The sequence below is a fragment of the Rubritalea spongiae genome (assembly GCF_042652385.1).
GTDB lineage: Bacteria > Verrucomicrobiota > Verrucomicrobiia > Verrucomicrobiales > Akkermansiaceae > Rubritalea > Rubritalea spongiae.
This window is the reverse complement of sequence record NZ_JBHSJM010000001.1, coordinates 1100414-1123573: the sequence shown is the minus strand read 5'-3', so window position 1 is coordinate 1123573 and position 23160 is coordinate 1100414. Positions and strand designations below refer to the sequence as shown.

At 50.6% G+C, this 23160-nt stretch carries 18 protein-coding genes; 7 read left to right on the top strand and 11 right to left on the bottom strand.

What is annotated here, in order from left to right; all coding sequences use genetic code 11:
• Positions 1-24: 24 nt before the first annotated feature.
• Together ACFPK9_RS05275 and ACFPK9_RS05270 are read left to right on the top strand one after the other, a co-directional pair.
• Positions 25-558 carry a hypothetical protein gene (locus ACFPK9_RS05275; RefSeq protein ID WP_377093754.1) on the top strand — a complete coding sequence of 178 codons (534 nt, stop codon included), beginning with the start codon at positions 25-27 and terminating at the stop codon, positions 556-558.
• Positions 559-570: 12 nt separating this feature from the next.
• Positions 571-2949 carry a secretin N-terminal domain-containing protein gene (locus tag ACFPK9_RS05270; RefSeq protein ID WP_377093752.1) on the top strand — a complete coding sequence of 793 codons (2379 nt, stop codon included), beginning with the start codon at positions 571-573 and terminating at the stop codon, positions 2947-2949.
• Positions 2950-3031: 82 nt separating this feature from the next.
• On the opposite strand, the gene ACFPK9_RS05265 is transcribed toward ACFPK9_RS05270, so the two are convergent.
• The gene (locus tag ACFPK9_RS05265) at positions 3032-4330 is read right to left on the bottom strand and encodes an argininosuccinate synthase (RefSeq protein ID WP_377093750.1); all 1299 of its coding nucleotides are present in this window, start codon (positions 4328-4330) and stop codon (positions 3032-3034) included.
• A 229-nt stretch (positions 4331-4559) separates the two neighbouring features.
• Positions 4560-5459, bottom strand: a complete 900-nt coding sequence (locus ACFPK9_RS05260; RefSeq protein WP_377093748.1) for a nucleotidyltransferase family protein — start codon at positions 5457-5459, stop codon at positions 4560-4562.
• A 194-nt stretch (positions 5460-5653) separates the two neighbouring features.
• Here ACFPK9_RS05260 and ACFPK9_RS05255 point away from each other — a divergent pair, with 194 nt between their 5' ends.
• The 4 genes from ACFPK9_RS05255 (at position 5654) to ACFPK9_RS05240 (ending at position 9450) form a co-directional block, all read left to right on the top strand.
• A complete protein-coding gene (locus ACFPK9_RS05255; RefSeq protein ID WP_377093746.1) occupies positions 5654-6667 on the top strand; it encodes a thiamine pyrophosphate-dependent dehydrogenase E1 component subunit alpha in 1014 nt (337 codons plus the stop codon).
• 14 nt (positions 6668-6681) lie between these two features.
• Positions 6682-7650, top strand: coding sequence for an alpha-ketoacid dehydrogenase subunit beta (locus tag ACFPK9_RS05250; protein WP_377093744.1), 969 nt, complete (start codon positions 6682-6684; stop codon positions 7648-7650).
• 18 nt (positions 7651-7668) lie between these two features.
• A complete protein-coding gene (locus ACFPK9_RS05245; RefSeq protein ID WP_377093742.1) occupies positions 7669-8898 on the top strand; it encodes a dihydrolipoamide acetyltransferase family protein in 1230 nt (409 codons plus the stop codon).
• Positions 8899-9063: 165 nt separating this feature from the next.
• Positions 9064-9450: a helix-turn-helix domain-containing protein gene (locus tag ACFPK9_RS05240; RefSeq protein ID WP_377093740.1), complete on the top strand. Its 387-nt coding sequence runs from the start codon at positions 9064-9066 to the stop codon at positions 9448-9450.
• On the opposite strand, the gene ACFPK9_RS05235 is transcribed toward ACFPK9_RS05240, so the two are convergent.
• Genes ACFPK9_RS05235 through ACFPK9_RS05225 form a run of 3 tightly spaced genes read right to left on the bottom strand, consistent with a single transcriptional unit; the run spans position 9447 to position 10922 of the window.
• Complete coding sequence (locus ACFPK9_RS05235) at positions 9447-9902, bottom strand: hypothetical protein (protein WP_377093738.1); 456 nt, start codon at positions 9900-9902, stop codon at positions 9447-9449. The genes ACFPK9_RS05240 and ACFPK9_RS05235 overlap by 4 nt on opposite strands.
• Positions 9895-10347 (bottom strand): D-aminoacyl-tRNA deacylase, encoded by a 453-nt coding sequence (gene dtd / locus ACFPK9_RS05230; protein WP_377093736.1) that lies wholly within the window; start codon positions 10345-10347, stop codon positions 9895-9897. Before dtd ends, ACFPK9_RS05235 begins: the two co-directional genes overlap by 8 nt.
• An 11-nt stretch (positions 10348-10358) precedes the next feature.
• Positions 10359-10922 (bottom strand): YqgE/AlgH family protein, encoded by a 564-nt coding sequence (locus tag ACFPK9_RS05225; RefSeq protein WP_377093734.1) that lies wholly within the window; start codon positions 10920-10922, stop codon positions 10359-10361.
• A gap of 111 nt (positions 10923-11033) precedes the next feature.
• Here ACFPK9_RS05225 and ACFPK9_RS05220 point away from each other — a divergent pair, with 111 nt between their 5' ends.
• Positions 11034-12494: an MATE family efflux transporter gene (locus tag ACFPK9_RS05220; RefSeq protein ID WP_377093733.1), complete on the top strand. Its 1461-nt coding sequence runs from the start codon at positions 11034-11036 to the stop codon at positions 12492-12494.
• A gap of 3 nt (positions 12495-12497) precedes the next feature.
• On the opposite strand, the gene ACFPK9_RS05215 is transcribed toward ACFPK9_RS05220, so the two are convergent.
• The 6 genes from ACFPK9_RS05215 to gltB all read right to left on the bottom strand — a co-directional run bounded on the left by ACFPK9_RS05215 (position 12498) and on the right by gltB (position 22923).
• On the bottom strand, positions 12498-12944 hold the full coding sequence (locus ACFPK9_RS05215; RefSeq protein ID WP_377093731.1) for a hypothetical protein: 447 nt from the start codon (positions 12942-12944) through the stop codon (positions 12498-12500).
• Positions 12945-13056: 112 nt separating this feature from the next.
• On the bottom strand, positions 13057-13755 hold the full coding sequence (locus ACFPK9_RS05210) for a hypothetical protein (protein ID WP_377093730.1): 699 nt from the start codon (positions 13753-13755) through the stop codon (positions 13057-13059).
• A 47-nt stretch (positions 13756-13802) separates the two neighbouring features.
• Positions 13803-14951 carry a MalY/PatB family protein gene (locus ACFPK9_RS05205; RefSeq protein WP_377093729.1) on the bottom strand — a complete coding sequence of 383 codons (1149 nt, stop codon included), beginning with the start codon at positions 14949-14951 and terminating at the stop codon, positions 13803-13805.
• A 53-nt stretch (positions 14952-15004) separates the two neighbouring features.
• Entirely contained in the window at positions 15005-15394 is a 390-nt protein-coding gene (locus ACFPK9_RS05200) for a DUF4870 domain-containing protein (RefSeq protein ID WP_377093727.1), read from the bottom strand.
• A 147-nt stretch (positions 15395-15541) separates the two neighbouring features.
• Positions 15542-18046: a protein translocase subunit SecD gene (gene secD / locus ACFPK9_RS05195; protein ID WP_377093726.1), complete on the bottom strand. Its 2505-nt coding sequence runs from the start codon at positions 18044-18046 to the stop codon at positions 15542-15544.
• Between the two features lie 266 nt (positions 18047-18312).
• On the bottom strand, positions 18313-22923 hold the full coding sequence (gltB, locus tag ACFPK9_RS05190; protein ID WP_377093725.1) for a glutamate synthase large subunit: 4611 nt from the start codon (positions 22921-22923) through the stop codon (positions 18313-18315).
• Between the last annotated feature and the right edge of the window lie 237 nt (positions 22924-23160).

Here is a 23160-nt window from a genome sequence, read left to right as displayed (position 1 = left end):
ATTCTCAGCCTGTTCTTATGCGGGATGGTTTCAGCGGCACCACCGAAGTCGCCTTCGATCAATGAATACCAAGCGCTGCTTTTGCGTTCGCCATTTATTATCAAAAAGCCGGAGGTGAAAACTCCTGAGGTAGTGGTGAATAGTGCGCTGGCTCTGCGTGGAGTCGCGGCCTTAGATGATGGCTGGTACGTGGTTGTCGTGGATCGCAAGAATCCGAATCAAAATATCATTTTGAGAGAAGGTGAAGCTGCAAATGATCAAGGATTGCGGCTCGTTCGGGTGAATCAAAACAAGTCAGATTATAATAAGACAACTGTCCAAGTGATGAGTGGTGGGCGCACGCAAACTGTGGGTTACAACCCAGCGGATATCCAAAAGAGCATCGCAGCAGCGAAAGCTCCAGTGACGCGACCAGCCGTCAAACCAGCAACTACCACCCGTCCTCCTTTGCCGACAACTCAAACTAATTCAACCCCATCATCCACACCAGATTCTAGCACTCGTCGTCCACGCGTACGGCGCACTGTGACTGCACCACCGGCGTCAAAAACTAAATAAACAGAACACACTATGAAAATTTCCAATCAACTTAAAGGATTCTCAGTATTTGCTGCGATGACTAGTGCTGCTCTCGCACAGGCGCCTCAGCCTCCAGCAGCGCCACCTGAACTACCTCAACCCAATCCACCTGTCGACCGCCTCAACGGTGTCGACCCCAATACACCGATTAATAACAATCTTGAGTTCCCGGCTGGGATGACTGGTGACATTATCGCTGATCTGTATAGTAAATGGACTGGTAAGCGTGTGATTGTTTCAAAGGCTGCGATGGGTGTGGATATTAGCTTTAAAGCAAAAGCTCCTATTACATATGGTGAGGCATCGGAACTTTTGGTGAAGACATGTTTCTTAGAAGGCTTGGTGTTTGTGCCGTCGGGGCCTGATGAGGTGAAATTATTGCCAGCGCCAAACGTGCGTAAAGCGGGTGGTTACCCCTTGATCACAGATCCTGAGCTCCTTCCTGAAGATGAGCAGCTTGTTACCTACGTGATGGCCTTTGATAATATTAAGCCTGAAGAGGCGATGAGCATTTTTACGGGTGTGATTTCCCAAGTAGACCCTCACGGTTCTATTGTGCCGGTGGCAAACGCAAATGCCTTATTGATCACAGAAAACTCACAACTGATTCGGACCTTGGTGCAGTTGAAGGATCGCATTGATATTCCACAAGAGCTTTCGATGCAGAAATGGTTTAGCCTCGAGCACGCAGATGCGGAAGAAACGGCGGAAAGTGTGCGTGGAATTTTAGAATTCAGTGCGCAGCAAAACACTCCGCTTTCTGCGGGAAGCGGTAGTTCAGTTTCTGTTACCGTAAATAATGCTGGTGGCGGCAACAATGCAGGTGGTGGAAACCGTGGTAATAATAATGCAGGAAACCGCCCGAACACTTCGTCTCAAAGGACTGGTAATAGCTCAAATTCGAGTACGGTACAGGTGATTTCCGATATTCGCACCAACCGGATATTCGTGATTGGAAGGCCAATTGATGTGGAGGTGGCCGAAGGGCTCATCGCAGGATTCGACTCCCCACTTTCGAAGCGTAATTATTTCAAGCATAAGCTTAGCTTCCTTTCGGTTTCAGATTTTATGTCGATTGCGGAAAATGCGATCTCGCAAGTGTCGCCGCAATCAGAAAGCTCTGGTGGCGGCGGAGGTGGTAATGCGACCACTCGCGGTGGCGAAGTGGTACGAAATGCTGGAACTAATAACGAATCGATCGGTGGAGGTTCTGGCATTAGCCTAGACCCGACGACGCGGAAAGAAGGGCCAGAAGCGATGATTATCGGCAAGACTTTGTTAGTGGCGGATAACAGCAACAATACCTTGATTATTCAGGGGCCTCCCCAAGCGATTAAAGTGGTGCAAGATCTGATTGCGGAAATGGATGTTCCATCCGAGCAGGTGCAGATTACGGCTATTTTTGGTCGATATAACCTCGGCGACTCGCTCGATTTTGGTGTGGATTTTGCAAAAACTTATCCAGCTGGATCGGACCAAGGCTATGCTGCTCAGAATAGGACAGGTTTTCCTAACTTATTAGATCCTACTAGTTTAACTGATGTTGGAGCTTTTCCCGACGTGACAGGGTTTTCCCTTTATGGACAATTGGGGAAAGAAGTTGCAGCAACTCTAACAGCTCTAGAGTCGACTGGTAAGTTCCACTTGATGGCTCGACCGACCGTATTTACGACCAATAACCGAGTGGCGACATTGAACTCTGGCCAGCAGGTTGCGGTGCCGACAAATACCTTCACTCAGGGTGGTTCTGGTGATAATGGAACGCAGTCCACCAACATTGGCTATCGCGACATTTTGCTCGAACTTGAAGTGATTCCTCTGGTAAATTCTGACGATGAAGTGACCTTGCAAATCGCATTCACGAATAGAAATATCGTGGGTGAAGATGTCATTGATGGGAATGCTATCCCGCGTATTGGTCAAGAAGAGATTAAGACAACCGTTACTGTGCCAAATGGCGAGACGATTGTTCTTGGTGGCTTGATCACTGAGCGCAACGAGTCTAGCGAGAGTGGTATTCCTGTCTTAATGCATATCCCTGGCTTGAAACGCTTGTTTTCAACGATTCAGGAAGACGTAGTACGTGAAGAGTTGCTAATCTTTATCCAGCCAAGAATTGTGAGCGATAGGGCTGCCCTAAGAGATTTGCAGAATTTGAATGCGAACAAGTCACAGTTGGCGAGAGATATTCAAACCAAAGCGAGTATTTTACCACCGAAGTATGGCGATCCAGACCAACAAGACGGGGTTTCGTCCGCAGTCATTGCTCGCCCTTGGTATTTACCAGAGCCACGCCAGTTCAATGTTCCTTCGAACAATAACGCAGATTCTTCGAAAAAACGGAATGAATATCGCGGTGTTCGACGCTAATTCTTTTTCAAATTAAGCAATAAAAAGGCCCTGCGTGAATATCACGCAGGGCCTTTTCTTTGAGTGGTTTTGTCTCTGAGGATTAGAGGGCTTCACGTTGGCGAGCATTTGCCTTAAGGCGGAGCGCATTGAGGGCGATGAAGCCGGATGCGTCGTTCTGGTTGTAGGCTTCTTCTTTGCCTTCTCCAGCGCCTTCCATGGAAGCGACGTCTTCGTCGTAGAGTGAAAGTGGGGAGCGGCGACCTGCTTGAAGGCAGTTGCCTTTGTACAGCTTGAGACGAACTTCACCGCTGACTGTGCGCTGAGTGGATGTGATGAGGTCTTGCAGAGCCTCGCGCTCAGGAGCGTACCAAAAGCCGTTGTAGATAAGTTGTGCGTACTTAGGAATGAGGCTGTCACGGAGTGCTTGAGCTTCGCGATCGAGTGTGAGTGTTTCGAGGTCTTGGTGCGCCGCGAGGAGAATAGTGCCGCCTGGTGTTTCGTAGACGCCGCGTGACTTCATGCCAACGAAGCGGTTTTCTACGAGGTCAACACGACCGATGCCGTGCTTGCCACCAAGCGCATTTAGCACACGCATGACGCCGTATGGGTTGAGAAGGGTGTAACCATCTTGTTCACCTTGTGCTGCAATGTCACCGAGTTCGGAGATTAGGGCATCGAGGCCGTCGTACTTGAGACCGATAACGTTACCTTTTTCAAAGAGGAATTGGACGTACTCGGCTTGATCTGGAGCGTCTTCAGGGGAGACGGAGAGAACGTACATGTCTTTGTCGTCTTCTGCTGTAGCATCGTGCCAAGTGTCTTCCATTGCTCCAGCTTCGAAGGAAATGTGAAGGAGGTTGCGGTCCATTGAGTATGGCTTCTTCATGGAAGCTTTCACTGGGATGTTGTTTTCCTCGGCGTAGGCAATCATTTCTGCACGGCCGGGGAATTGTGCGCGGAATTCATCGTCACGCCAAGGAGCGATACATTTGATGTGGGGAGCGAGAGCTGCAACGGAAAGTTCGAAGCGGACTTGGTCGTTTCCTTTGCCTGTAGCACCATGAGCGATAGCGTCTGCTCCTTCTTTGATGGCAACTTCCACCATGCCTTTAGAAATACATGGGCGTGCGATCGAAGTTCCGAGTAGGTAGCGGCCTTCGTAAAGAGCGTTGCCTTGGAACATTGGGAAGATAAAGTCTGATGCGAATTCTTCTTTGAGATCGCCGATGTAGCACTTGGAGGCGCCAGTCGCGAGAGCCTTGGCTTCGAGGCCGTCGAGTTCTTCCGCTTGGCCGACATCTGCACAGTAGGCGATGATTTCAGCGTTGTACTTGTCCTTGAGCCACTTCAAGAGAACTGAAGTGTCGAGGCCACCAGAGTATGCTACTACGATTTTCATAAATAATAAAATGCTTGGTTTGCGCTGGCTCTTCGTTGAGCACTGAGCGTGTATCTAGAGAGGAAATAAACAGGTTCCATGCCTATGGGCAAGTGGAATACCAGTTGGATATTTGGGGCCTGTTGACAATAACCGTAGGAGGACTTTGGAGTGTCGGAAGTCAGAAGGGTCGGGTTAGCATTGCGTGATCGCGATGGATTATTTTGGTAATAGTTAGGTGGCTCTAGCGTTAATCCCAAAGTTGGTCTGGGTAGGCGCCTTCTTTGACGAGTTCTTTAATGCTGTCTACGCAGCTTTGTTTGTCTTCTGGGTAGGTGACGCCAAACCAACTGCTCGATGTTTCAAGGATTTTACAATCGGCGTTTCCGCTATGAATCATGGTGTCGACGACGGTTGGGATGTAGCATTCGGATTTAAGTTCGGTGCCGCGCTCGCTGAGGAATTTTTCAAATTCGCTGGCAAGCTCTTGCATGATACTTGGCGGGAAACCCCAGAAGTTCATCGAAACGAGGGTGTTTGGCGAGAGTTCGACGCGTTCTCCAGCGAGGTTTTCTCCGCGACAGATCCCATCGGCTTCCACTTGAATTTCGAGGTGTTCTTCGACGGTGTCGAGTAGTGCATTTTCACCCGAACAAACACCACGGTTGACTGTGCCATTTTCAGAAAGGGTGTTCTGGAGCGGATAGCCGACCATGCAGTAGTGTGACTGGCTGAGCTGGTCGTAGTACTTGCTGAATTGTTGGTACGCATCAGCTCCGTAGAAGTCATCGGCATTGATGACGGCGAAGGGAGTGTCGACAAGATCTCGAGCTGCGAGGATGGCGTGGGTGGTTCCCCACGGTTTGATTCGACCTTCTGGAAGGCTGTGGCCAGCGGGGAGGTCGGTGAGTTCTTGGTAGGCGTATTCGACTTTAATTCTACCCGAGAATTTATCGCCGACAGCAGCCTTAAAGTTATCCGCAAAGTCGCGGCGGATGATGAAGATGACTTTGCCAAATCCTGCGCGGATGGCATCGTAGACGGAGTAATCGAGGACAGTTTCTCCGTTCGGACCCATTGGATCCATTTGTTTGAGGCCGCCGTATCGGCTACCCATGCCTGCTGCTAAAACGAGTAAAGTAGGTTTCATGAAAAGATATTTCGTGGGGGTGAATGTGTTAGGTGGCTTATGGCGAGAGGTGTCTTACAAAGCAAATTGATTTTGGTGAACAAAGCGAGCGCAAATACTATGGCGGAGTTAATTGTAAAGAATTGCTGAAAAATTCAGTGAAGAAGCAAGGAAACCAGTTGCTAGATGGGGGGGCTTGTCTATAGGCTTGGGGCGTGGCAGAGCAGACAACGATTGATATTAGCAGTAAAGAACATGCGCTTGCAGTGTATAGAGCCATGCTGCGTGCTCGTATTTTAGAGACCAAGTTAGGCAATCTCTACAAGGCTGGCAAAATTGTTGGAGGAGTCTATTTGGGTAAAGGGCAAGAAGCGGTTAGCGCGTCGTTAGGAACATGCTTAGAATGGGGGAAGGATGTTTTTGCTCCTTTGATCCGTGATCAAGCTGGGCGTATGGCCTTTGGAGAAGATCCATTGGATACGACACGAACATATTTAGGATCTGCAAAGGGGCCGATGCGTGGACGCGACGGGAATATCCATCGCGGAAGACCGCAGGATGGAATGTTTGCAATGATTAGTCATCTCGGTGCAGCTGTGGCGCAAGTCGGAGGTGCTTTGTTGGCGAAGCGTTTGAAAGGGGAACTTGATGGACGCGTGGGGGCGACTTGTATTGGCGATGGTGCGACATCGACTGGAGCATTTCACGAAGGTCTAAATTTTGTGGCAGTAGAGAAGTTGCCAATGGTGGTGGTCGTGGCGGATAACCAATTCGCGTATTCGACTCCGAGCGAGCGTCAATACGCTTGTGAGAATTTGATAGACCGAGCAAAAGGCTACGGCGTGGGCGGCCATTTCGTTGATGGCACAGATGTGCTAACTTGTATTGAAGTGATTGGCCATGCCGTGGAGCAGGCTCGTGCAGGCGGTGGTCCGCAGCTAGTGGTTGCGAAGTTACTTCGTTTGTCAGGTCATGGTGAGCACGATGATGGCTCCTACGTTCCGCAGCAAATTCGAGAAGGCTTGTACGGACGAGACTGTATTGAAGTCGGGCGTGAGCAGCTGATTGAAAAGGGCTGGCTCAGCGAGGAAGAATACCAACAATGGGTGGAAGAGATCAATGCGGAGGCACAGGAAGCGGTAGCTGTGGCGCAACGCGAGGATGCTCCGAATCCGTATAAAGAGGATTGGTCGGCTACAGCGAGCGAAAGTCTTCGAGGTCTCCAATAAGAAATATTTGTACCATGGCAGTTACGTATATCGACGCGATTAAAGACGCTCAGGAAAAGGCATTGGAAGACAATCCAAAGGTTTTTCTTTATGGTCAGGATATTGGTAAATTTGGTGGAGCTTTTAAAGCAACTAAAGGTTTGCAAGAGCGCTGGCCAGATCGAGTCCTAGATGCTCCGATCAGTGAGGATGCAATGATTGGTATGGCTGTGGGTGCAGCGATCGAAGGGATGCGGCCGATTGTGGAAATGCAATTTGCTGACTTCTCGTCTGTTGCATTTAACCAAATTGTGAACCAAGCGGCGACTCACTATTATCGGACGGGAGTTCCTGTGCCAATAGTGGTGCGGATGCCATCTGGTGGAACTCCTGGTTCTGGACCATTTCACAGTCAGAGCATGGAGACGATTTATGCGCACTATCCGGGAACGGTAGTTGTGACTCCAGCGACTGTGGCTGATGCGTATTCGATGTTATTGCAAGCGGTCGATCTGGATGATCCCGTGATCTACTGTGAGCACAAATTTCTTTATCGTTGGCTGAAGAGCGACGATTACAAGGGTGACAACTTACCGATTGGTAAAGCCCGGATCACTCGCAGTGGCAAGCACGCCACAGTGGTGACCTACAGTGCGATGGTGCACGAAGCCGTGCGCGCGGCAGATATGCTTTACAAGGAAGGTGGTTGGGAAATCGAAGTGGTGGACTTGCGTTCAGTGAAACCGCTAGATACGGACACAGTGATGGCATCGGTAGCTCGCACAGGGCGCTTGCTCGCGCTAGGCGAAGCGTTTCCGTGGGGAGGCGTGACTGCTGAGGTTGTATCGCGAGTGTGTGCTGATGGCTTCCATTTGCTCGACGCGCCGCCAATGCGCTTGAACTCTAAAGACACACCTGTCCCTTATCATCCTAAACTTTGGGCAATGCATCGCCCGACGCCTGAGTCTATTTGCGAAGCTCTTCGCAATCTCCTCGCTTATTAAATTTACTTTAGAACTATTATGCCAGAAGTCCCAATTGTAATGCCCCAGCTTGGCGAATCGATCGCCGAAGCAACCATTCTCACGTTTAACGTGGCGGTCGGCGATACTGTCGAGGCCGAGCAAGATCTCATCGAAGTAGAGACTAATAAGGCCACTATGAGTGTGCCGACTCTCTGTGGTGGAGTGATTAAGGAAATTTGTGCTGAAGAGGGTGAAAGTTACGCCGTTGGCAGTGTGCTTGGAGTGATCGATGTCACCGAGGAAGAAATTCAGCGAACGGGGGTGAGTACCTTAGCTCAAGCGCAGGAGGAAGGTTCTGATGAAGATTCTTCAGATGAAGAAGAGGCGAATTTACATTTCAAACAGGATGGAGAAGCTTATTTTGAGCCGAAGGCAATCGAGCCAAACGTCAAGGGTCTTCCTGTGCCTATGGGAAAAAAGGGGGCGCATTATATCTCACCTAGAATGCGTGCTCGGATGAATGAACTGGGTCTGCAAGCGGCGGATATTTCTGCGATTAATGGTAGTGGAGCTGGTGGTCGTGTGACGGTAGCGGATTTAGAAAGTTTCCTAGAGTACATTAATGCATGGCCGTCGTCACCGGCTTCGCCTATGCGTAGAGCTGTAGCAGATGCGATGCGGCGTTCTTGGAGTCGACCGCTGGCAACAGTGGCTCGTCCGGTGGTGATGGACAAACTGTTGAAGTATCGCTCTGAGCAAAACCCTAAACCTGGACTTACGCTTTATGTGTTACGCGCACTCGCGCTGGCACTGGCTGAACACCCGGAAGCTGCTGGTTATTTGATCGGTGGACACATTGTGCACCCTCGCGCCTTTGATATCGGACTTGCTGTTCAAGTTGAAGACGGGGTGATGGTTCCAGTCGTGCGAGATGTCGATACGAAATCGGTCGCGGATCTGGCGAAAGACTATGCGAATCTTGTCGATTTAGCGCGAGCTCGGAAGCTGACTGAGGAGCACACGAAGGGGGGAATCGCTACTGTGACGAACTTTGGAACGTTTGGCCTAACATGGGGGACGCCAATTCCTTTGCCAAACGAAACATTGATTCTTGGAATTAGTGCAGGAGTGAAGAAGCCTGTGTGGTCTGAGCAGGTAGAGGCTTTTATACCTGTGACCGAAGCTGAGTTGAATTTGACCTTCGACCACAGGGTGATCGACGGGGGGGATGCTGGGCGCGTTTTAAATCGCGTGGCAGAATTATTAGAGCGTCCTGAACAGCTGTAAATAAAGGCTTATCTGGGGATGTTTAAAAAACAGTGAGTTGTATCATAAAAGTTCTGGTCGAGAGAGATAGTTTACACTATGATGCTGCCTACTGGAAACTACGTTAGTTGGAAATTTCAGTTGCTATACAATATATTGTAGTCTGAATAGAACGCACAGAGCCCTATGAAAGGAGAAAAAAATACGACCTCAGGATCAGAACTCAGCAAGCCATTGCTGAAGCGACTGACTGATTATATGTGGGGTAAGCTTCATTCTCCTATTTACGTAGAGGATTTAGCGTCTGAGTCGAACATGTCGACCTTCCACTTTGCACGTAGTTTTAAAAAGACGACTGGTCACTCACCGCATAAGTATTTGACTACGATGCGTTTGGAGAAGGCTATGACGATGATGTCTACAGATATCACTTTAGCTGAAGTGGCGTCCGAGTCAGGTTTTTCTGATCAAGCGCACTTTACGCGCGTGTTCAAAAAGAAAATGGGCATCACACCGGCGGCTTATCGACGTAAGTTGAAGAAGGAAGCTGCAAGTCGCGCCAAGGAGGCTTAGATCTCATTGCTCATCGCTTCTAGTCGACGTGTTTGTTCATCGACTAAGAAGATAGAGCGTTTGAAGTCGATTAAGGATTCGAGCTTTTTGGCTTCGTCGCGCGAGCGATCATCGATTTCGAGTCCCATTTTTCCCATTTCGACGCCCGGAATTTGTTCTACTAGAGTTGGGTCGCTGATACGTAGAATAATGGAACGAAGTTTCCACCAGCGTTTTTTTAGTTCAACGTGTTCGATATCTCCGTAGCTGAGTGAAACGGTTTCGACTTCTAGCTGTCCACCGCGGAAGACATTGCCTTTGAGGCGCCAGTCGAGTTCGACGCTGTCGGGGAGAAAACGGACTTTGCCTTCGACTTCATTTTTGCCGAGGTGATCGGAAGCTGGGATGCGGAACTGAATAGAAATGGGATCGTTACTGAGCATAGGAAGAAATTCTACGGTGCGTCTATTCACGGTTTTTACTATCGATAATGATGGTGACTGGGCCATCGTTGACAAGATTAACTTGCATGTCGGCACCAAATTCGCCGGATTGGCAAGGAATTTCAATGAGGTTGCCGAGTGCTTGCATGAAGTCTTCATACATTGGTTTTGCTTGTTCTGGTCTGGCGGCGCGGATGAAGGATGGGCGATTTCCTTTTTTAGTATTGGCGTGCAGGGTGAACTGAGAGACGACGAGGGCCGAGCCACTGATGTCAGTGATGGATAGGTTCATCAGTCCTGCGTCATCGGCGAAGACGCGCATACGGGCGATTTTACCAGTGAGCCAGTCGATATCTTCTTGGGTGTCAGCTGCTTCAATACCGAGGAGAATGAGGAAGCCTTGTTGGATTTCTCCAGAGATCTCGCCAGCAATGGTGACAGAGGCTGAGGATACGCGTTGGATGACAGCTCGCATGGTGGAAAATATTAGTTTAAGAATGGATCTTTAGGGGTGAGGGAAATGATGTGGTGGAAAGGCGAGAGGTCTTGAAGCAATTCTTGCCAGATTATTTCATTGTTAGATTCGAGTGTTAATCTCGCCGGGGCATTACGCAAGAACCATGCGTGTCGTTCGAATTCTTCCTCTAATTGACCCACAGTCCATGCCGAGTGGCCGACGAATGCGCGGATGTGTGCATTTGGTTTCCCGATGAGTTCTGTGGCCCGTTCTGCTGAGAGTCGAAACTCACAGCTCAGCTGATTGGGCTCGATGCATTCAAAGTTGGCGAAGAACATCTGGTCGTTATCTACTGGTCCACCCATATGAATGGGGAGGTGGGCTAGTTTTTTGAATTGTTCGCTACTGATGAGATCTCCAACGGTGCGTGGGGTGGGCTTGTTGAGGATGAGGCCAAGAGAGCCTTGGTCGATGCTGTGATCGACCATGTAGATAACACTGCGATCGAAGTACCCATCTCTGAGCGAGGGATCAGCGAGAAGTAAATTTTCAGCGATGTTAGCATCTGAAAACGTAGTGATCGGCGTGTGCATTTCTGGATGATTATTCAAGCTGGATGAGGGTATTCGCAACTGCAAACTTCTAAAAATAGTTAGCTTTTCATTCTAACAGCGGTTATGAGTCGTTGCTTCCCCGAAATTGACATGAGTAATCCAGCCAATGCCATTGATCCACCGAGCCATCCGAGAAAGTCGGTGGTATTGGGAGGTCGGTTAGCAGGTATTTCTTTAACGAAGCAGATAGTGACGCTGGCACTGTGGCCGTTTTTGCAGAATTTAATGGGTACGGTAGTGTCGTTTGCTGATCGGATCATTGCCGGGAACACGATGTCGGCGGAGGTGCATAGCGCGGTGTTTGATGCGATGGGCTTGGCGATGTACGTGGCTTGGCTGATGATGATTTTACAGGGAGCTGTGGCGACGGGAGCTCAGGCTTTGGTATCGCGAGCTTTTGGTGCGCACGATGCGGAATTAACGGAGAAAGCAACTGGGCAGTCATTAATTTTAGGTGCTATTTCAGGAGCTTTGTCTGGTATCATCGTATGGTTTTTGGCTCCGTTGTTGATTCAAGGTTTTGGACTGAGTGGAGTATCTGAGGAATACGCGATGCAGTATTTAAGGATCGTGTCTTTGTCGTCGCCGTTGTGCGGTTTGCTCTTTGTGGCGAATGCTTGTTTGAGAGCGGGCGGGGACACGAGGACGCCTTTTTACGCGATGTTGGTGGTGAACATTGTGAATGTGAGTTTGAGCATTTTATTCATGACCAAGTGGATGCCGCCTGGGAATGGAGTGGATGGCGTTTACACGAGTGGAATGGCTGGTTTGGCTTGGGGGACTGTCGGTGGTTGGTTGGCTGGCGCAGTTGTGATTTTATGGACGATGCTGCCACGGAATTGGCGGCCGGCAGTGGTGACTATCAGTAAAGAGGCATTGACTTGGGATTGGAAGATTGGTTACCGGATTGTCCGAGTGGGATTTCCACAGGTAATAGAGATCATCGGCATGTGGAGTATTCACGCGTATGGAGTGTGGATGGTGGCGAAGCAATTGACTCAAGAAGGGGCTTTAGGAGCTCACGGCATGGTGGTGCAGATTGAATCGATGAGCTTCATGCCTGGCTTTGCTCTAGGGATGGCTGCTTCGACGCTTGCTGGGCAGTATTTAGGGGCTCAATCGAAAGAGTTGGCGGCACATGCCGTGCGCGTGTGTTGGTACGTCGCGATTGTGGTGATGGGCCTGACTGGAATTTGTCTGGTTGTATTTGCTCCGCAGTTGGTTGGCTTGATGAGTCCAGAGGGTGGTAAGCAGGCGGAGATGGCGATTTTTGTATTGCGTTATGTGGGCTGGGTGCAGCCATTTTTTGCCACAGCAATGGTGATGAAGATGTCGATGCGTGGTGCAGGAGCGACAGTATTGGTGATGGTTTCTTCCTTCGGAACGATGTTAATTATCAGAGTGGGCTTACTCTCCGCTGGTTTCTACTATTTTGGCGACCAGATGACTTTAACCAAGGTGTGGTTGATCATGATGACTGACTTGGTGGTTCAGGCATTAGTGTTCGCGGCATTGCATTTCAGAGGCAAATGGCTCGACGCGGAAGTTTGAAGTTCATTTATTAGGTGAAGCGTTTAATTCGCTAGTTTCTTTGCGCTCGTAGCGTGCCCGATACAGCTTGGTGCCGCCGTCAGTGACAGGAAGGCGCTGAGAAAGCCAGAAGCCTTTGTCGTCCCATTGTAGGTAGAAATCATTGGGCAGTTCTTCACCATTTAAGGAAATCGTCGAAAGGAGTTTTACGTAGTCAGGAGTGACTTCGAGCGTGGTGATGGCGATTTTTTTCTCGGGGGAATCGCGCCAGAGATGGTGGCCATCGAAGTTATAAACCTGTTGGAGCAATTGGTTTTCTTTGAAGCGAGCTCGGTCATCGTCGGAGAGACGGGAGTCACTAGCGTGCCAAGCGTCGGTGGCGCTTTGGTTTAAGAGGAAAGACCCCAGGACTTCGCTGGGGAGCCCGTGAGGATTAATCTTCGTTCCCTCGGCGTCGGGCTTTTTGGTCATAGTTTTGACGTCGGGGGATTTCGTCTCAATGAGGAACACGATCCCGAAAAACGAAGCCGCAGATACAATGAGAATAAGAAATATGCGAATCACATAGGATTCTTACTGAATTCTAGAAGGTCACGGCAAGGTAAATACCTCCATAAAGACTATCTCTGCCGGATTCTTTGTTGTCGAGGAGGATGGATGTACCGATGTAGGGGCTAATCGAGAGAGATTGGTTGATATTGTAGGTGTAGCTAATTTTGCCAAAAGCATCATTGAGGCCGTCTCTCGAGTAGTAATCTTCTACGGCGCTGACACCGATATCGAAGTTTAGGAAGGAATCGTCGTTAATACGATGGTAGAAACTGGATTCGATGCTGCTGTACCACGCTTCAGCACCGGTATCGTATGCGATGTGGGCGCTGGATTGGAATTGAGTATTCCATTGGTAAAAAGCTGCGGCTTCTATGTTGGCACCATTTTCAAAAAAGGAATTCGAATAAGAGCGGTAGCTGCCAGAGAGTGACAGTGTCCATTGTTCGATGTCTTTGCGAAGATCGGCGAGGAATCCCGCTTCGGAGAAATCGCCGTCGCTGGCTTCTGTGCCAAACCAAGCAGCACCAGTTAGGTACGTGGTTTTATTGAATGCGAGCTGTGAGCTGACTTGCAGGTCGAGAGTGTCTTGCGCGAGGATGAAGCCTCGGTAGTTGTATTCGCTGCGGTATTGAGCGAGAAATTCGATGCCGTAGGGGATTTCCTCACTAGCGTTGGCAGAACAAAGGGAAATGAGGCTGAGAGCGCAGATTATGGAGCGTTGGCGAGACATACTGGAGGCTTGGTTAATTGAGCTTTGAGAAAAGTTTAGGGGGTAAATCAAGCTTTTGCTGAGTGAAGTGCGGCTTTGATTTTGTCCAGACCTTCGAGGACGCGAGCATGGGCGCAGCCATAGTTGAAACGGAATTGGCCAGGTGCGCCGAAGGCTGTACCATCATTGACCCAGACCTTAGCCTGTTTTTCGATGACTTGAGCTGGGTGGTTAATCTTAGCGTCTCGGGTGTCGACGAGCGCGAGATATGTAGCCTCGATATCTGGAATGGTGCAGCCTGCTGGTAACTCACTACGAACGAAGTCGGTGACGGTGTCGCGGTTTTTCTTGAGGTAGGTGAGTAGTTCTTGGCGCCATGGTTCACCGTGTTTGTAAGCGGCTTCGGCTGAGTAAAAGGCTAAGCAATTGATTTCGGAGAGGGTGTGCCCGCGGGTGGCGCAGAAGGTTTTGCGGATTTCCGGGTTCTCAATGATGGCGAATGCGTAGCCCATTCCAGCGATGTTGTAAGTTTTGCTGGGAGCTTGGAGGACGATGAGTTTCTGACGTAGGTGCTCTGGGAGATGGAGTGCTGAGTAGAAGGGTTGAGTTTCTTCGTTGAAGACGAGGTCGCAGTGGATTTCGTCTGATACGAGAAGGAGGTCGTGGCGATTACAGAATTCGGCGACTCGAATGATTTCTGCCTTGGTGAAGTTACGTCCGAGTGGGTTCTGCGGGTTACAGAGAATGAAGAGTTTGGTCTTCGCGGAGACTTGTTTCTCCATTTCTTCCCAATCGAAAGTCCAGATTCCGTCGATTTGCACGTGAGGGACAGCGACGGTTTCGCACTTGGCGTCATTTCCTACATGAAGAAATGGGTAATAGACCGGAGTGCAGATCATGAGGTTTTCGCCAGGCCTTACAAAGCCGCGAGCGGAGAGCGAAAGAGCTGGGACGAGGCCGCCGAGGTGGATCAGAGATTCCTCGGTTGCGGTTGCGTCGTGGCGAGATTGAAGATAGTTGAGAATTGATTCGGTGACACCTTCGTGGGCGTGAGCATAGCCGAGTACGCCGTGAGCGAGCCGCTTCTGGACTGCATCGAGAATGCAATCTGGAGAAGCGAAATCCATGTCGGCCACCCAGAACGGATCGAGTTCTGGGCGACGGTCCCATTTGATTGATCCAGTGCCACGGCGAGTGATGATGGTGTCAAAATTCATACAGGCGATACTGTGGCTCTGAGCGGGATAGTCAAATGTAAGAATGATGGAATCTACTTAATCAGGCGGATGGTCATCGGGTAGCGGTAAGCGACGCCGTCATTGGCTTTGATCGCAGCAATGATAGTGAAGAGGATCTGAATGATATAGAGGGCTACGAGTCCGATGATACCGATGAAGATTAAGGTGAGGGCTGCGCAGATCAGAGCGGCGATAGAGAGTGTGATCTGGAAGTTGAGTGCTTCTTTAGCCTGGTCAGAGGTAAAGGGCATGGTGTCTTTTTTTACCTGCCAAATGATCAGAGGAGCGATGATGTTGGCTAAGGGAATGCCGATCCAGCCGAGAAAGGTAGATAGATGAGCGAACATTGCCCAATTTTTCTGTTCGGTAGTGAGTGTTTGGGGGACTTCGGGTTGTGGGATTTGGTTAGTTTCAGTGTCCATGAAGAGGAATCTAGCAGAAATTTTTGTTAGAATCTATTATAGAAGTGTGTGGATTTCGTAATTAAGAGAGACAAAGAAAAAGCGCAGCCTCGTGTGAGGACTGCGCTTTGGTAATTGCTTGTTATTTGAAGAGCCGGGAAGCTTCTTTTACACTTTTGCTGGATTGATCTCAGATTCGAGATCGGATTCTAGGACTTCGCGGCGGAGATTGATGCCGCGAGCCTTTGAGTAAATGTAAACGATTGGTGAAGCGATGAAGATGGAGGAGTAGGTACCTACAATCACACCGATCATGATGGTGAAGGAGAATGCCTTGAGTGATGCTCCACCGAAGATGAAGAGTACGAGTACGGAAACGAAAGTGGTTACCGAGGTAATAATGGTACGTGATAGTGTGGTGCTGATAGCATCATTCATGACATCGCGGATATCGCCACGCTTGGTTTTTAGGTTTTCACGGAGGCGGTCGAATACGACGATGGTGTCATTGATGGAGTAACCAGCAATTGTGAGGAAAGCACCGACATGGATGAGGGAGAATTCCTGACCAGAGAGAACCAAAATTCCGAGTGTGATGAGGATGTCGTGGGCGAGTGCGAGGAAGGCACCGAGTGCGAATGCGAACTCGTAGCGTAGTGTGATGTAGATAAGTACACAGAAGATACCTAGCCCGAGCGCCCAGACTGCGTTTCCGAGGAATTCTCCACCGAGGGTTGGTGAAACGGCGGAAACGGACGCTTCTACAACCCACTCAGTCCCGTCGCCATCGATGTTCTCAGCAATGGTGGACTCGTGGGTTTTCTTCTCTCCGAAGCCTGGGATGTTGGCGCGGATAGCGGCTTCACATGCTTCCTTGTCTTCACGAGAAGATTTTACAGTGAGGAAGGCGTTACCTTCAGCAGGTTGTTCGATTTGTGCGCTTACAGCCTTGGTGGTTTCTACCTTGTTGAGGATCTCTTGTGCTTGTTGGCGAGTGACATTTTGTCCTTCTGGGATTTCGTAGCGGACAACGCTACCACCGACGAAGTCGATACCGAGGCGCTTGTCGCCTTCGATCATTGTTTCGGCGATGCCTCCAGCAATAAGTACTCCAGAGAGGACGAATGCGATTTTGCGTTTGCCGATGAAATTAAAGGTGCGCTCAGGAATGAGGTTCATGAATTTGACCTTCTTGAGAACGCCTGTGTCTTCAGACCAAGCAAACATGACTCGGGTACAAAGGAGTGCTGCGAGCAGTGTTCCAAGAATACCGATGGTGAGTGTTACGGCAAAGCCTTTGACTGAACCGGTGGCTTTCCAGAAAAGGATGAGCGCTGTGAGGAGGGTGGTGATGTTGGCATCAAAAATCGCGGAGAATGCTTTGTCGTATGCAGCTTTAATCGCTGCGTGGACAGATTTTCCAGTAGCGAGTTCTTCACGCATGCGCTCGTAGATGAGTACGTTGGCGTCGACTGCCACACCAATGGTGAGAATGATACCGGCAATACCTGGGAGGGTGAAGGACGCTCCGAAGAGTGCCATTGCTCCGAAGAGAATGAGGATGTTGAGTGCGAGGCCGATGATGGCGACGATTCCTGAAAAACGGTAGTAGAGGAGGACAAATACGACGGTAAGAGCGAGACCAGCGAGGCCAGCGTTGATGCCTTGTTTGACTGTAGCTTCACCGAGTGTTGCTGAAATGGTGCGTTCATCGATTACCTCGATATCGTTCTCCATCGGGTTGGAGAGGCCTTTTGAGAGTTCTTCACACTCTTCAATGTTGTCGAGTCCGCTGATGACGAATCTCTTGGATAGGACTTCAGCGTTGAGGACGGCGCTGTTGATTACTTTGCCATCGAGAATGGATACAATGAAATCTTGTCCCGCTGTAAGTGAGCGGGTGAAGGTTTCCATTTGGCGTGCGCCTGTGGACGTGAGTTCGATCTGAACCTGGGTATTGGTTTGGCGGTCAGGGTACGCGGCTGCGACTTCTTTACCGGTGAGTGCTGGCTTGCGTTTTACAAGAACGTAACGTTCTCCGAGGATTTCGCCAGTGTCCGGATCTTTGAGTTCTTGTGGGTAAGCGCGGTAGCCGGGGATGTGTTCTTCACCTTCGTGGACGAGGCGGGCGAGCTGGTCGGACTGAGGGTGGCGCTCGTGAATGGTAAGTTTCGCGGTGGTAGTGAGGATCTTTTTAAGAGCTGCCGCGTCTGCTGGGTCGATTTTAGGGATTTGGATTTCGATGCGGTTACCTTGGACTGTGACTGGTGCGTCGAGAGTTCCGGCTTCGTTGAGACGTTTTTCAAGAATCGTCTTCGCGGTGTCCATGGCTGAAGGAGTGAGTGGAATCACTTCTTGCGTGTCTTGGTCGACATTTGGCTGAACTTCTACGATGAACGCTGAACCACCAACAATTTCAATACCGCCGCTGAGGTTGTGCGCTTTTGAGAGTTCTTTCTTCCCTTGAATCACCTGCATGAGGTTGTTCGGAGAAATGATCGCACAGAATGAGAATACTGCGATCAAGAGAACGATAGCGGAACCGACATTGCGCTTAACACGATCTTTGTCTGTGGCGAGGTACCAAAACAGAAGAACGAGCAGAGTTACTCCAGAGAAGAGTACCATTGTTGTGTCGCTGCCGGGTGCGGATGCTAGTTGTGAAGTTATCATGAGTTTATGCGTCTGCCATTTCTACTACGCGAGCGAAGGAAATCCTTCATCCAAATGAAGTAATAAAATGGTCGGAAGTTCATGAACTGTATAAGGCGTCACGTCAACCGCTAGTTCGTGAAATGACGCGCTTGTGTGTGGTGAATCTGAGTTTTGACTGTGGGGGGTTATGTTTCAGATAGAAAAATGAAAAAGCCCGCGGGATTTCTCCTCGCGGGCTTGGGTGATTTTTCACTTATTCAAAGCGGCGGGATGCCACCTTTTCGTTATGCTTTCGGTGTGGATGCCGCTTCGTGTTGCTCTTCTGCTCTTTCGAGAGATGCGCGTGTTTTTGGGATGACGCGGATGAACTTTTTCACAGCGTTGTCCCAATCGTCGAGGAATGCTTTGGCGCGAGATGAGCTGGTTTGCTCGTAGTGTTTCTCGATGAGGCCTTTGAGCTCGGCGATGTCGCGATTGCGTTTGATTGGAAGTGGGGCGACCATCTCGGTGTTGATGCGTGACTGGAAGCGCCCGTCTTCATCGTAGACATAAGCGGTACCGCCAGACATACCTGCACCGAAGTTTTGACCAGTGAGACCGAGGATGGCGACGAGACCGTTGGTCATGTACTCACAACCGTGGTCACCGACGCCTTCGACGACTGCTGTGGCACCTGAATTACGTACACAGAAGCGTTCACCAGCACGGCCATTGACGAAGAGCTCACCACCAGTGGCGCCATAGAGACAGGTGTTACCGACGATGGAGTTTTCGTATGCCTTGAACTTGTGGTCTGGTACTGGACGAACTTTGATACTGCCAGCGGCCATACCTTTACCGACGTAGTCGTTACCTTCACCGATGAGGTCGAGTGTGACTCCGCCAGCGAGGAAGGTTCCGAAGGATTGGCCTGCAGAGCCTTTGAGGGTGAGGTTGACTGTGCCTGCGGGAAGTCCGCGGTTTTCGAAGACTTCTGCGATACGGCCGGAGAGGCGGGTACCGATGTTGCGGTCGGTGTTGACCACATCGTAGCTGAAGTTCATTGGAGCGCGATCCATGAGGAGGCTGAGGTCTTCGCTGCCGAGCTCTTTGTATAGATCTTCGAGGATCTGGATGTCGAGCGCTGGCTTATCGATGCCGTCATTGCGGTCTTGTGTACAAATACGTGTGATCTCAGCAGCTGGTACGCCAGTGAGTCTTTCCATTTCTGGAGTCACGTCTTTAAGAACGGTGGAGAGGTCGACGAGATTTGCTTTCGGGTGCTCAGGGACTTCGCGCTGGCGGAGGAATTCTGGGTGACCGATGAGGTCATCAAGTTTCTTCACGCCGAGTTCAGCCATGATCTCACGCGCTTCTTGGGAAACAGCATTGAAGAAGTTGATGACTTGTTCTGGAGTTCCTTTGAATTTCGCACGCCATTTTGGATCCGTGGTCGCCACACCGACTGGGCAGTTGTTGAGGTGGCACTTACGGACGTAAACACAGCCCATTGCGATCATTGCGATGGTTCCGAAGTTGTATTCTTCTGCACCGAGGATAGCTGCTGTAACGATGTCCTTACCGTTTCGGAGACCACCGTCAGTACGAAGGGTCACCTTGTTGCGGAGGTTGTTCACGAGAAGTGTTTGCTGCGCTTCAGCGAGACCGAGTTCCCACGGGAGACCACAGTGTTTTGTGGAAGAAAGTGGGGATGCGCCGGTTCCACCATCGTGACCGGAAATGAGGATCACGTCAGCAGATGCTTTGGCTACACCGGAAGCCACGGTGCCAACACCGCTGGAAGCAACGAGCTTTACGGTGACTTTGGCTCTCGGGTTGATTTCCTTGAGATCGTGAATGAGCTGAGCAAGGTCCTCAATGGAGTAAATGTCGTGGTGCGGTGGTGGTGAAATGAGCTGGACACCTGGCTGCGTGTTACGCAGACGTGCGATGATGCCATTCACTTTGTGACCAGGGAGCTGGCCACCTTCACCAGGTTTCGCGCCTTGAGCCATCTTGATTTCAAGCTCATCAGCATTAACCAAGTAATGGGCGGAAACGCCGAAACGGCCAGATGCGATCTGCTTGATGCGTGACTTCGCGAGGTCGCCGTTCGGGTATTTTGTGAAGCGAACAGGGTCTTCACCACCTTCACCGGAATCGGATTTCGCGCCGATGCGGTTCATCGCGATAGCGAGAGTTTCGTGTGCTTCTGGAGAGAGAGCACCCATGGACATCGCTGCGGTGGTGAAACGGCGGCGGATGTCTTCGATCGGCTCCACTTCTTCGATCGGTATCGGGCCGTTTGAGGATGGCACGAACTCGAAGAGGTCCTTGATGGTGACTGGTGTTGTTTCGAGAGAAGCTTTGACGTAATCGTCGTAATCTTCTGCATTGCCAGTTTTGACGAAGGTGTGGAAGTTCTTGATCACATCGGTGGTTAGAGCGTGGCGCTCACCTGTCTTACGGTAGCGGTTGTAACCTGGGTCACCGAGCTTGAGTGGCTCGTTATCGGTGAGGTCGCTGTGCGCTGATGCGTGACGAACGAGGGACTCGGCTGCGATTTCGGCAAAGCCGACACCAGCGATACGGGTCTTAGTCGCTGTGAAGCATGTATCGACCACTTCCTTAGAAATGCCGACGGCTTCGAAAATTTGTGCACCTTGGTAGGAGTTGAGTACGGATATACCCATCTTAGACATGATCTTCAATAGACCTTTTTCGAGTGCCTTGCGGTAGTTTTTCATACCGAGTTCAGGGGTCATGTCTTCACCGAGTTTGCCTTTTGTATCGTTTGTGATGACTTGGCGAACTGTAGCGTACCCGAGGTATGGGCAGACAGCGGTGGCACCGAAGCCGAAGAGACATGCGATCTGGTGGGTGTCGCGCGCTTCGGCAGTTTCGATCACGAGGGATGCGCGCATGCGTTTACGTGAACGGTTGAGGTGGTGGTGAACTGCGCCAGTGATGAGAAGTGTAGGGATGGCGACGCGATCCTTGCTGGAGGCCTTATCGGTGAGGATGAGGACGGTAGTGCCAGCATCGGCTGCGGCTTCAGCTTCTGCGCAGACGCGCTCGACTGCTTTAAGCATGCCGTCAGCGCCTTCACTTGCTGGCCAGGTGATGTCGAGATCTTTGGACGGGAAGCCGTACTCGTGCATCTGCTTGATTTTCTCGAGCTCTTGTTCGAGCAGGATAGCAGATTCGAGGTTGATGACTTTTGCGTGCTCTGGAGTTTCAGTGAGTACGTTGCGTTCTGCACCAAGGCCAGCATTGAGGGACATAACTGCCCACTCACGGATCGGATCGATCGGTGGGTTAGTGACTTGAGCAAAGAGCTGCTTGAAGTATGTGTAGAGCAGACGTGGGTATGTGGAGAGAACTGCGAGTGGGATGTCGTCACCCATGGAGAAGACTGCTTCTTGAGCGCCTTTGACCATTGGTGGGAATACCATGTCGAGGTCTTCGTCACTGATGCCGTTCATGATCTGAAGGCGGGTGAGCGTGGTCGCATCAAAGTCTTCAGCAGGAACTTGTGGTTCAGGTGAAATGTAGTCGCGGAGTTTGAGTTGATTTTCGTCAACCCAGCGGCGGTACGGAGCTTGCTTAGCAAGACCTTCTTTGATTTCACGATCCTTAGTGAGGGTGCCTTCGGCGAGGTTTGCGAGCAACATCTGACCAGGTCCAAGGCGGCCTTTAGAAATCACGGATGTTTCATCTACTTTGATAGCGCCTGCTTCAGAACCGATGTAGAGGAGTCCGTCTTCAGTGAGGATGTAGCGGGATGGGCGGAGGCCGTTACGGTCGAGGGAAGCACAAACTTTCGTGCCATCAGTGTAGACGAGACCTGCTGGTCCGTCCCATGGCTCAGCGAAGGAGCTGTGGTACTCGTAGAAGCCTTGGAGTTCCTCAGATATGTCATTGTCGTTGAGGAATGCTGGTGGAACGAGCATGCACATGGAGTGCTCAATGGAGCGTCCAGAGAGAGCGAGGAGCTCGAGCGCATGGTCGAGTGATGCAGAATCGGACTCGTTATCTGAAGTGAGGTCGCGGAGGAGTTGTACGTCGTCGCCCCAGATGTCGGATTCAAAGAGTTGTTCGCGGGATGCGAGCCAGTTGCGGTTACCGCGGACAGTGTTGATTTCACCGTTGTGCGCCATCATACGGAATGGCTGACCGAGTGGCCACGCTGGGAAAGTGTTTGTAGAGAAACGCTGGTGGTAGAGAGCGATAGCTGTTTGGAAGTCTTCGTCCTGCATATCGAGGTAGAAGGCTTGGAGAGTTGCTGGCATTGCGAGGCCTTTGTAGGAAATAAGGCGGCAGGAGAATGTCGGCATGTAGAAGCCTTCGACGTCGCCGTGAGCGAGCTCGATGGTACGGCGGCAGAGGTAAAGCTGGCGCTCAAATTGGAGTTCATCCCAGCCAGATGGCTTGGACATGAGGAAGTGGAGAATGTGTGGGCGGGACTTTTGAGCGAGTTCGCCGAGTTCTTCCGGTTTGACCGGAACTTCGCGCCAACCGATGACATTGATGCCACGTTCTGCGACTGTCTTTTCAGCGAGTGCTTTGATTTCAGTGTGAGCCGCTTCGTTGTCACGAGGAAGAAAGAATACGCCGACTGCAATGTCTTCAGCGGCGACGTCTGAGCCGAGCTTTTTCGCTTCGCGCGCGAAGAGTGGACGCGGGATTTGTGAAAGGATGCCTGACCCGTCACCGGTTTTCATATCGGCATCTACCGCACCACGGTGAGTCATGTTGCAAACGGACTCTACTGCGAGATCGAGAATTTTCTTCGAGGCTTTGCCGTGGATCTGAACGATGGCGCCCATGCCACAGTTGTCGCGCTCGTTGTCAAAAGAGTGAAGGGACCCCGAGGTGTTCGGAGTGAATTGTTGGTCGTATGGGCTAGTCTTCATTTGCTAATGATTGATGGTGAAAAGTTTAAGTGGTTCAGTGAGATGCTGATCCTTTACCTGTCAGCGTTTGAGCGCTGAAGGGCGAGGCATTTAAGGTGCTCACTGCCTGCTTGGAAAGCGTGAAATGTGGCAGCAAGTCAAATGTCTCTGTACAGACGAGAAATGCAAGCAACGATCAACGGAAATTTAGTGGTAGTTGGCTAGAACTGTTTAAGCTGGGTGAAAGAGAGTGGTGTC

Coding starts and splice junctions, on each gene's coding strand:
- ACFPK9_RS05265 (WP_377093750.1), bottom strand. CDS start 4,330: ATGAAAATCGTAGTAGCATACTCTGGTGGCCTCGACACTTCAGTTCTC.
- ACFPK9_RS05240 (WP_377093740.1), top strand. CDS start 9,064: ATGAAAGGAGAAAAAAATACGACCTCAGGATCAGAACTCAGCAAGCCA.
- ACFPK9_RS05250 (WP_377093744.1), top strand. CDS start 6,682: ATGGCAGTTACGTATATCGACGCGATTAAAGACGCTCAGGAAAAGGCA.
- dtd (WP_377093736.1), bottom strand. CDS start 10,347: ATGCGAGCTGTCATCCAACGCGTATCCTCAGCCTCTGTCACCATTGCT.
- ACFPK9_RS05245 (WP_377093742.1), top strand. CDS start 7,669: ATGCCAGAAGTCCCAATTGTAATGCCCCAGCTTGGCGAATCGATCGCC.
- ACFPK9_RS05210 (WP_377093730.1), bottom strand. CDS start 13,755: ATGTCTCGCCAACGCTCCATAATCTGCGCTCTCAGCCTCATTTCCCTT.
- ACFPK9_RS05270 (WP_377093752.1), top strand. CDS start 571: ATGAAAATTTCCAATCAACTTAAAGGATTCTCAGTATTTGCTGCGATG.
- ACFPK9_RS05225 (WP_377093734.1), bottom strand. CDS start 10,922: ATGCACACGCCGATCACTACGTTTTCAGATGCTAACATCGCTGAAAAT.
- ACFPK9_RS05200 (WP_377093727.1), bottom strand. CDS start 15,394: ATGGACACTGAAACTAACCAAATCCCACAACCCGAAGTCCCCCAAACA.
- ACFPK9_RS05205 (WP_377093729.1), bottom strand. CDS start 14,951: ATGAATTTTGACACCATCATCACTCGCCGTGGCACTGGATCAATCAAA.
- ACFPK9_RS05220 (WP_377093733.1), top strand. CDS start 11,034: ATGAGTAATCCAGCCAATGCCATTGATCCACCGAGCCATCCGAGAAAG.
- secD (WP_377093726.1), bottom strand. CDS start 18,046: ATGATAACTTCACAACTAGCATCCGCACCCGGCAGCGACACAACAATG.
- ACFPK9_RS05275 (WP_377093754.1), top strand. CDS start 25: ATGGTTTCAGCGGCACCACCGAAGTCGCCTTCGATCAATGAATACCAA.
- ACFPK9_RS05215 (WP_377093731.1), bottom strand. CDS start 12,944: ATGACCAAAAAGCCCGACGCCGAGGGAACGAAGATTAATCCTCACGGG.
- gltB (WP_377093725.1), bottom strand. CDS start 22,923: ATGAAGACTAGCCCATACGACCAACAATTCACTCCGAACACCTCGGGG.
- ACFPK9_RS05260 (WP_377093748.1), bottom strand. CDS start 5,459: ATGAAACCTACTTTACTCGTTTTAGCAGCAGGCATGGGTAGCCGATAC.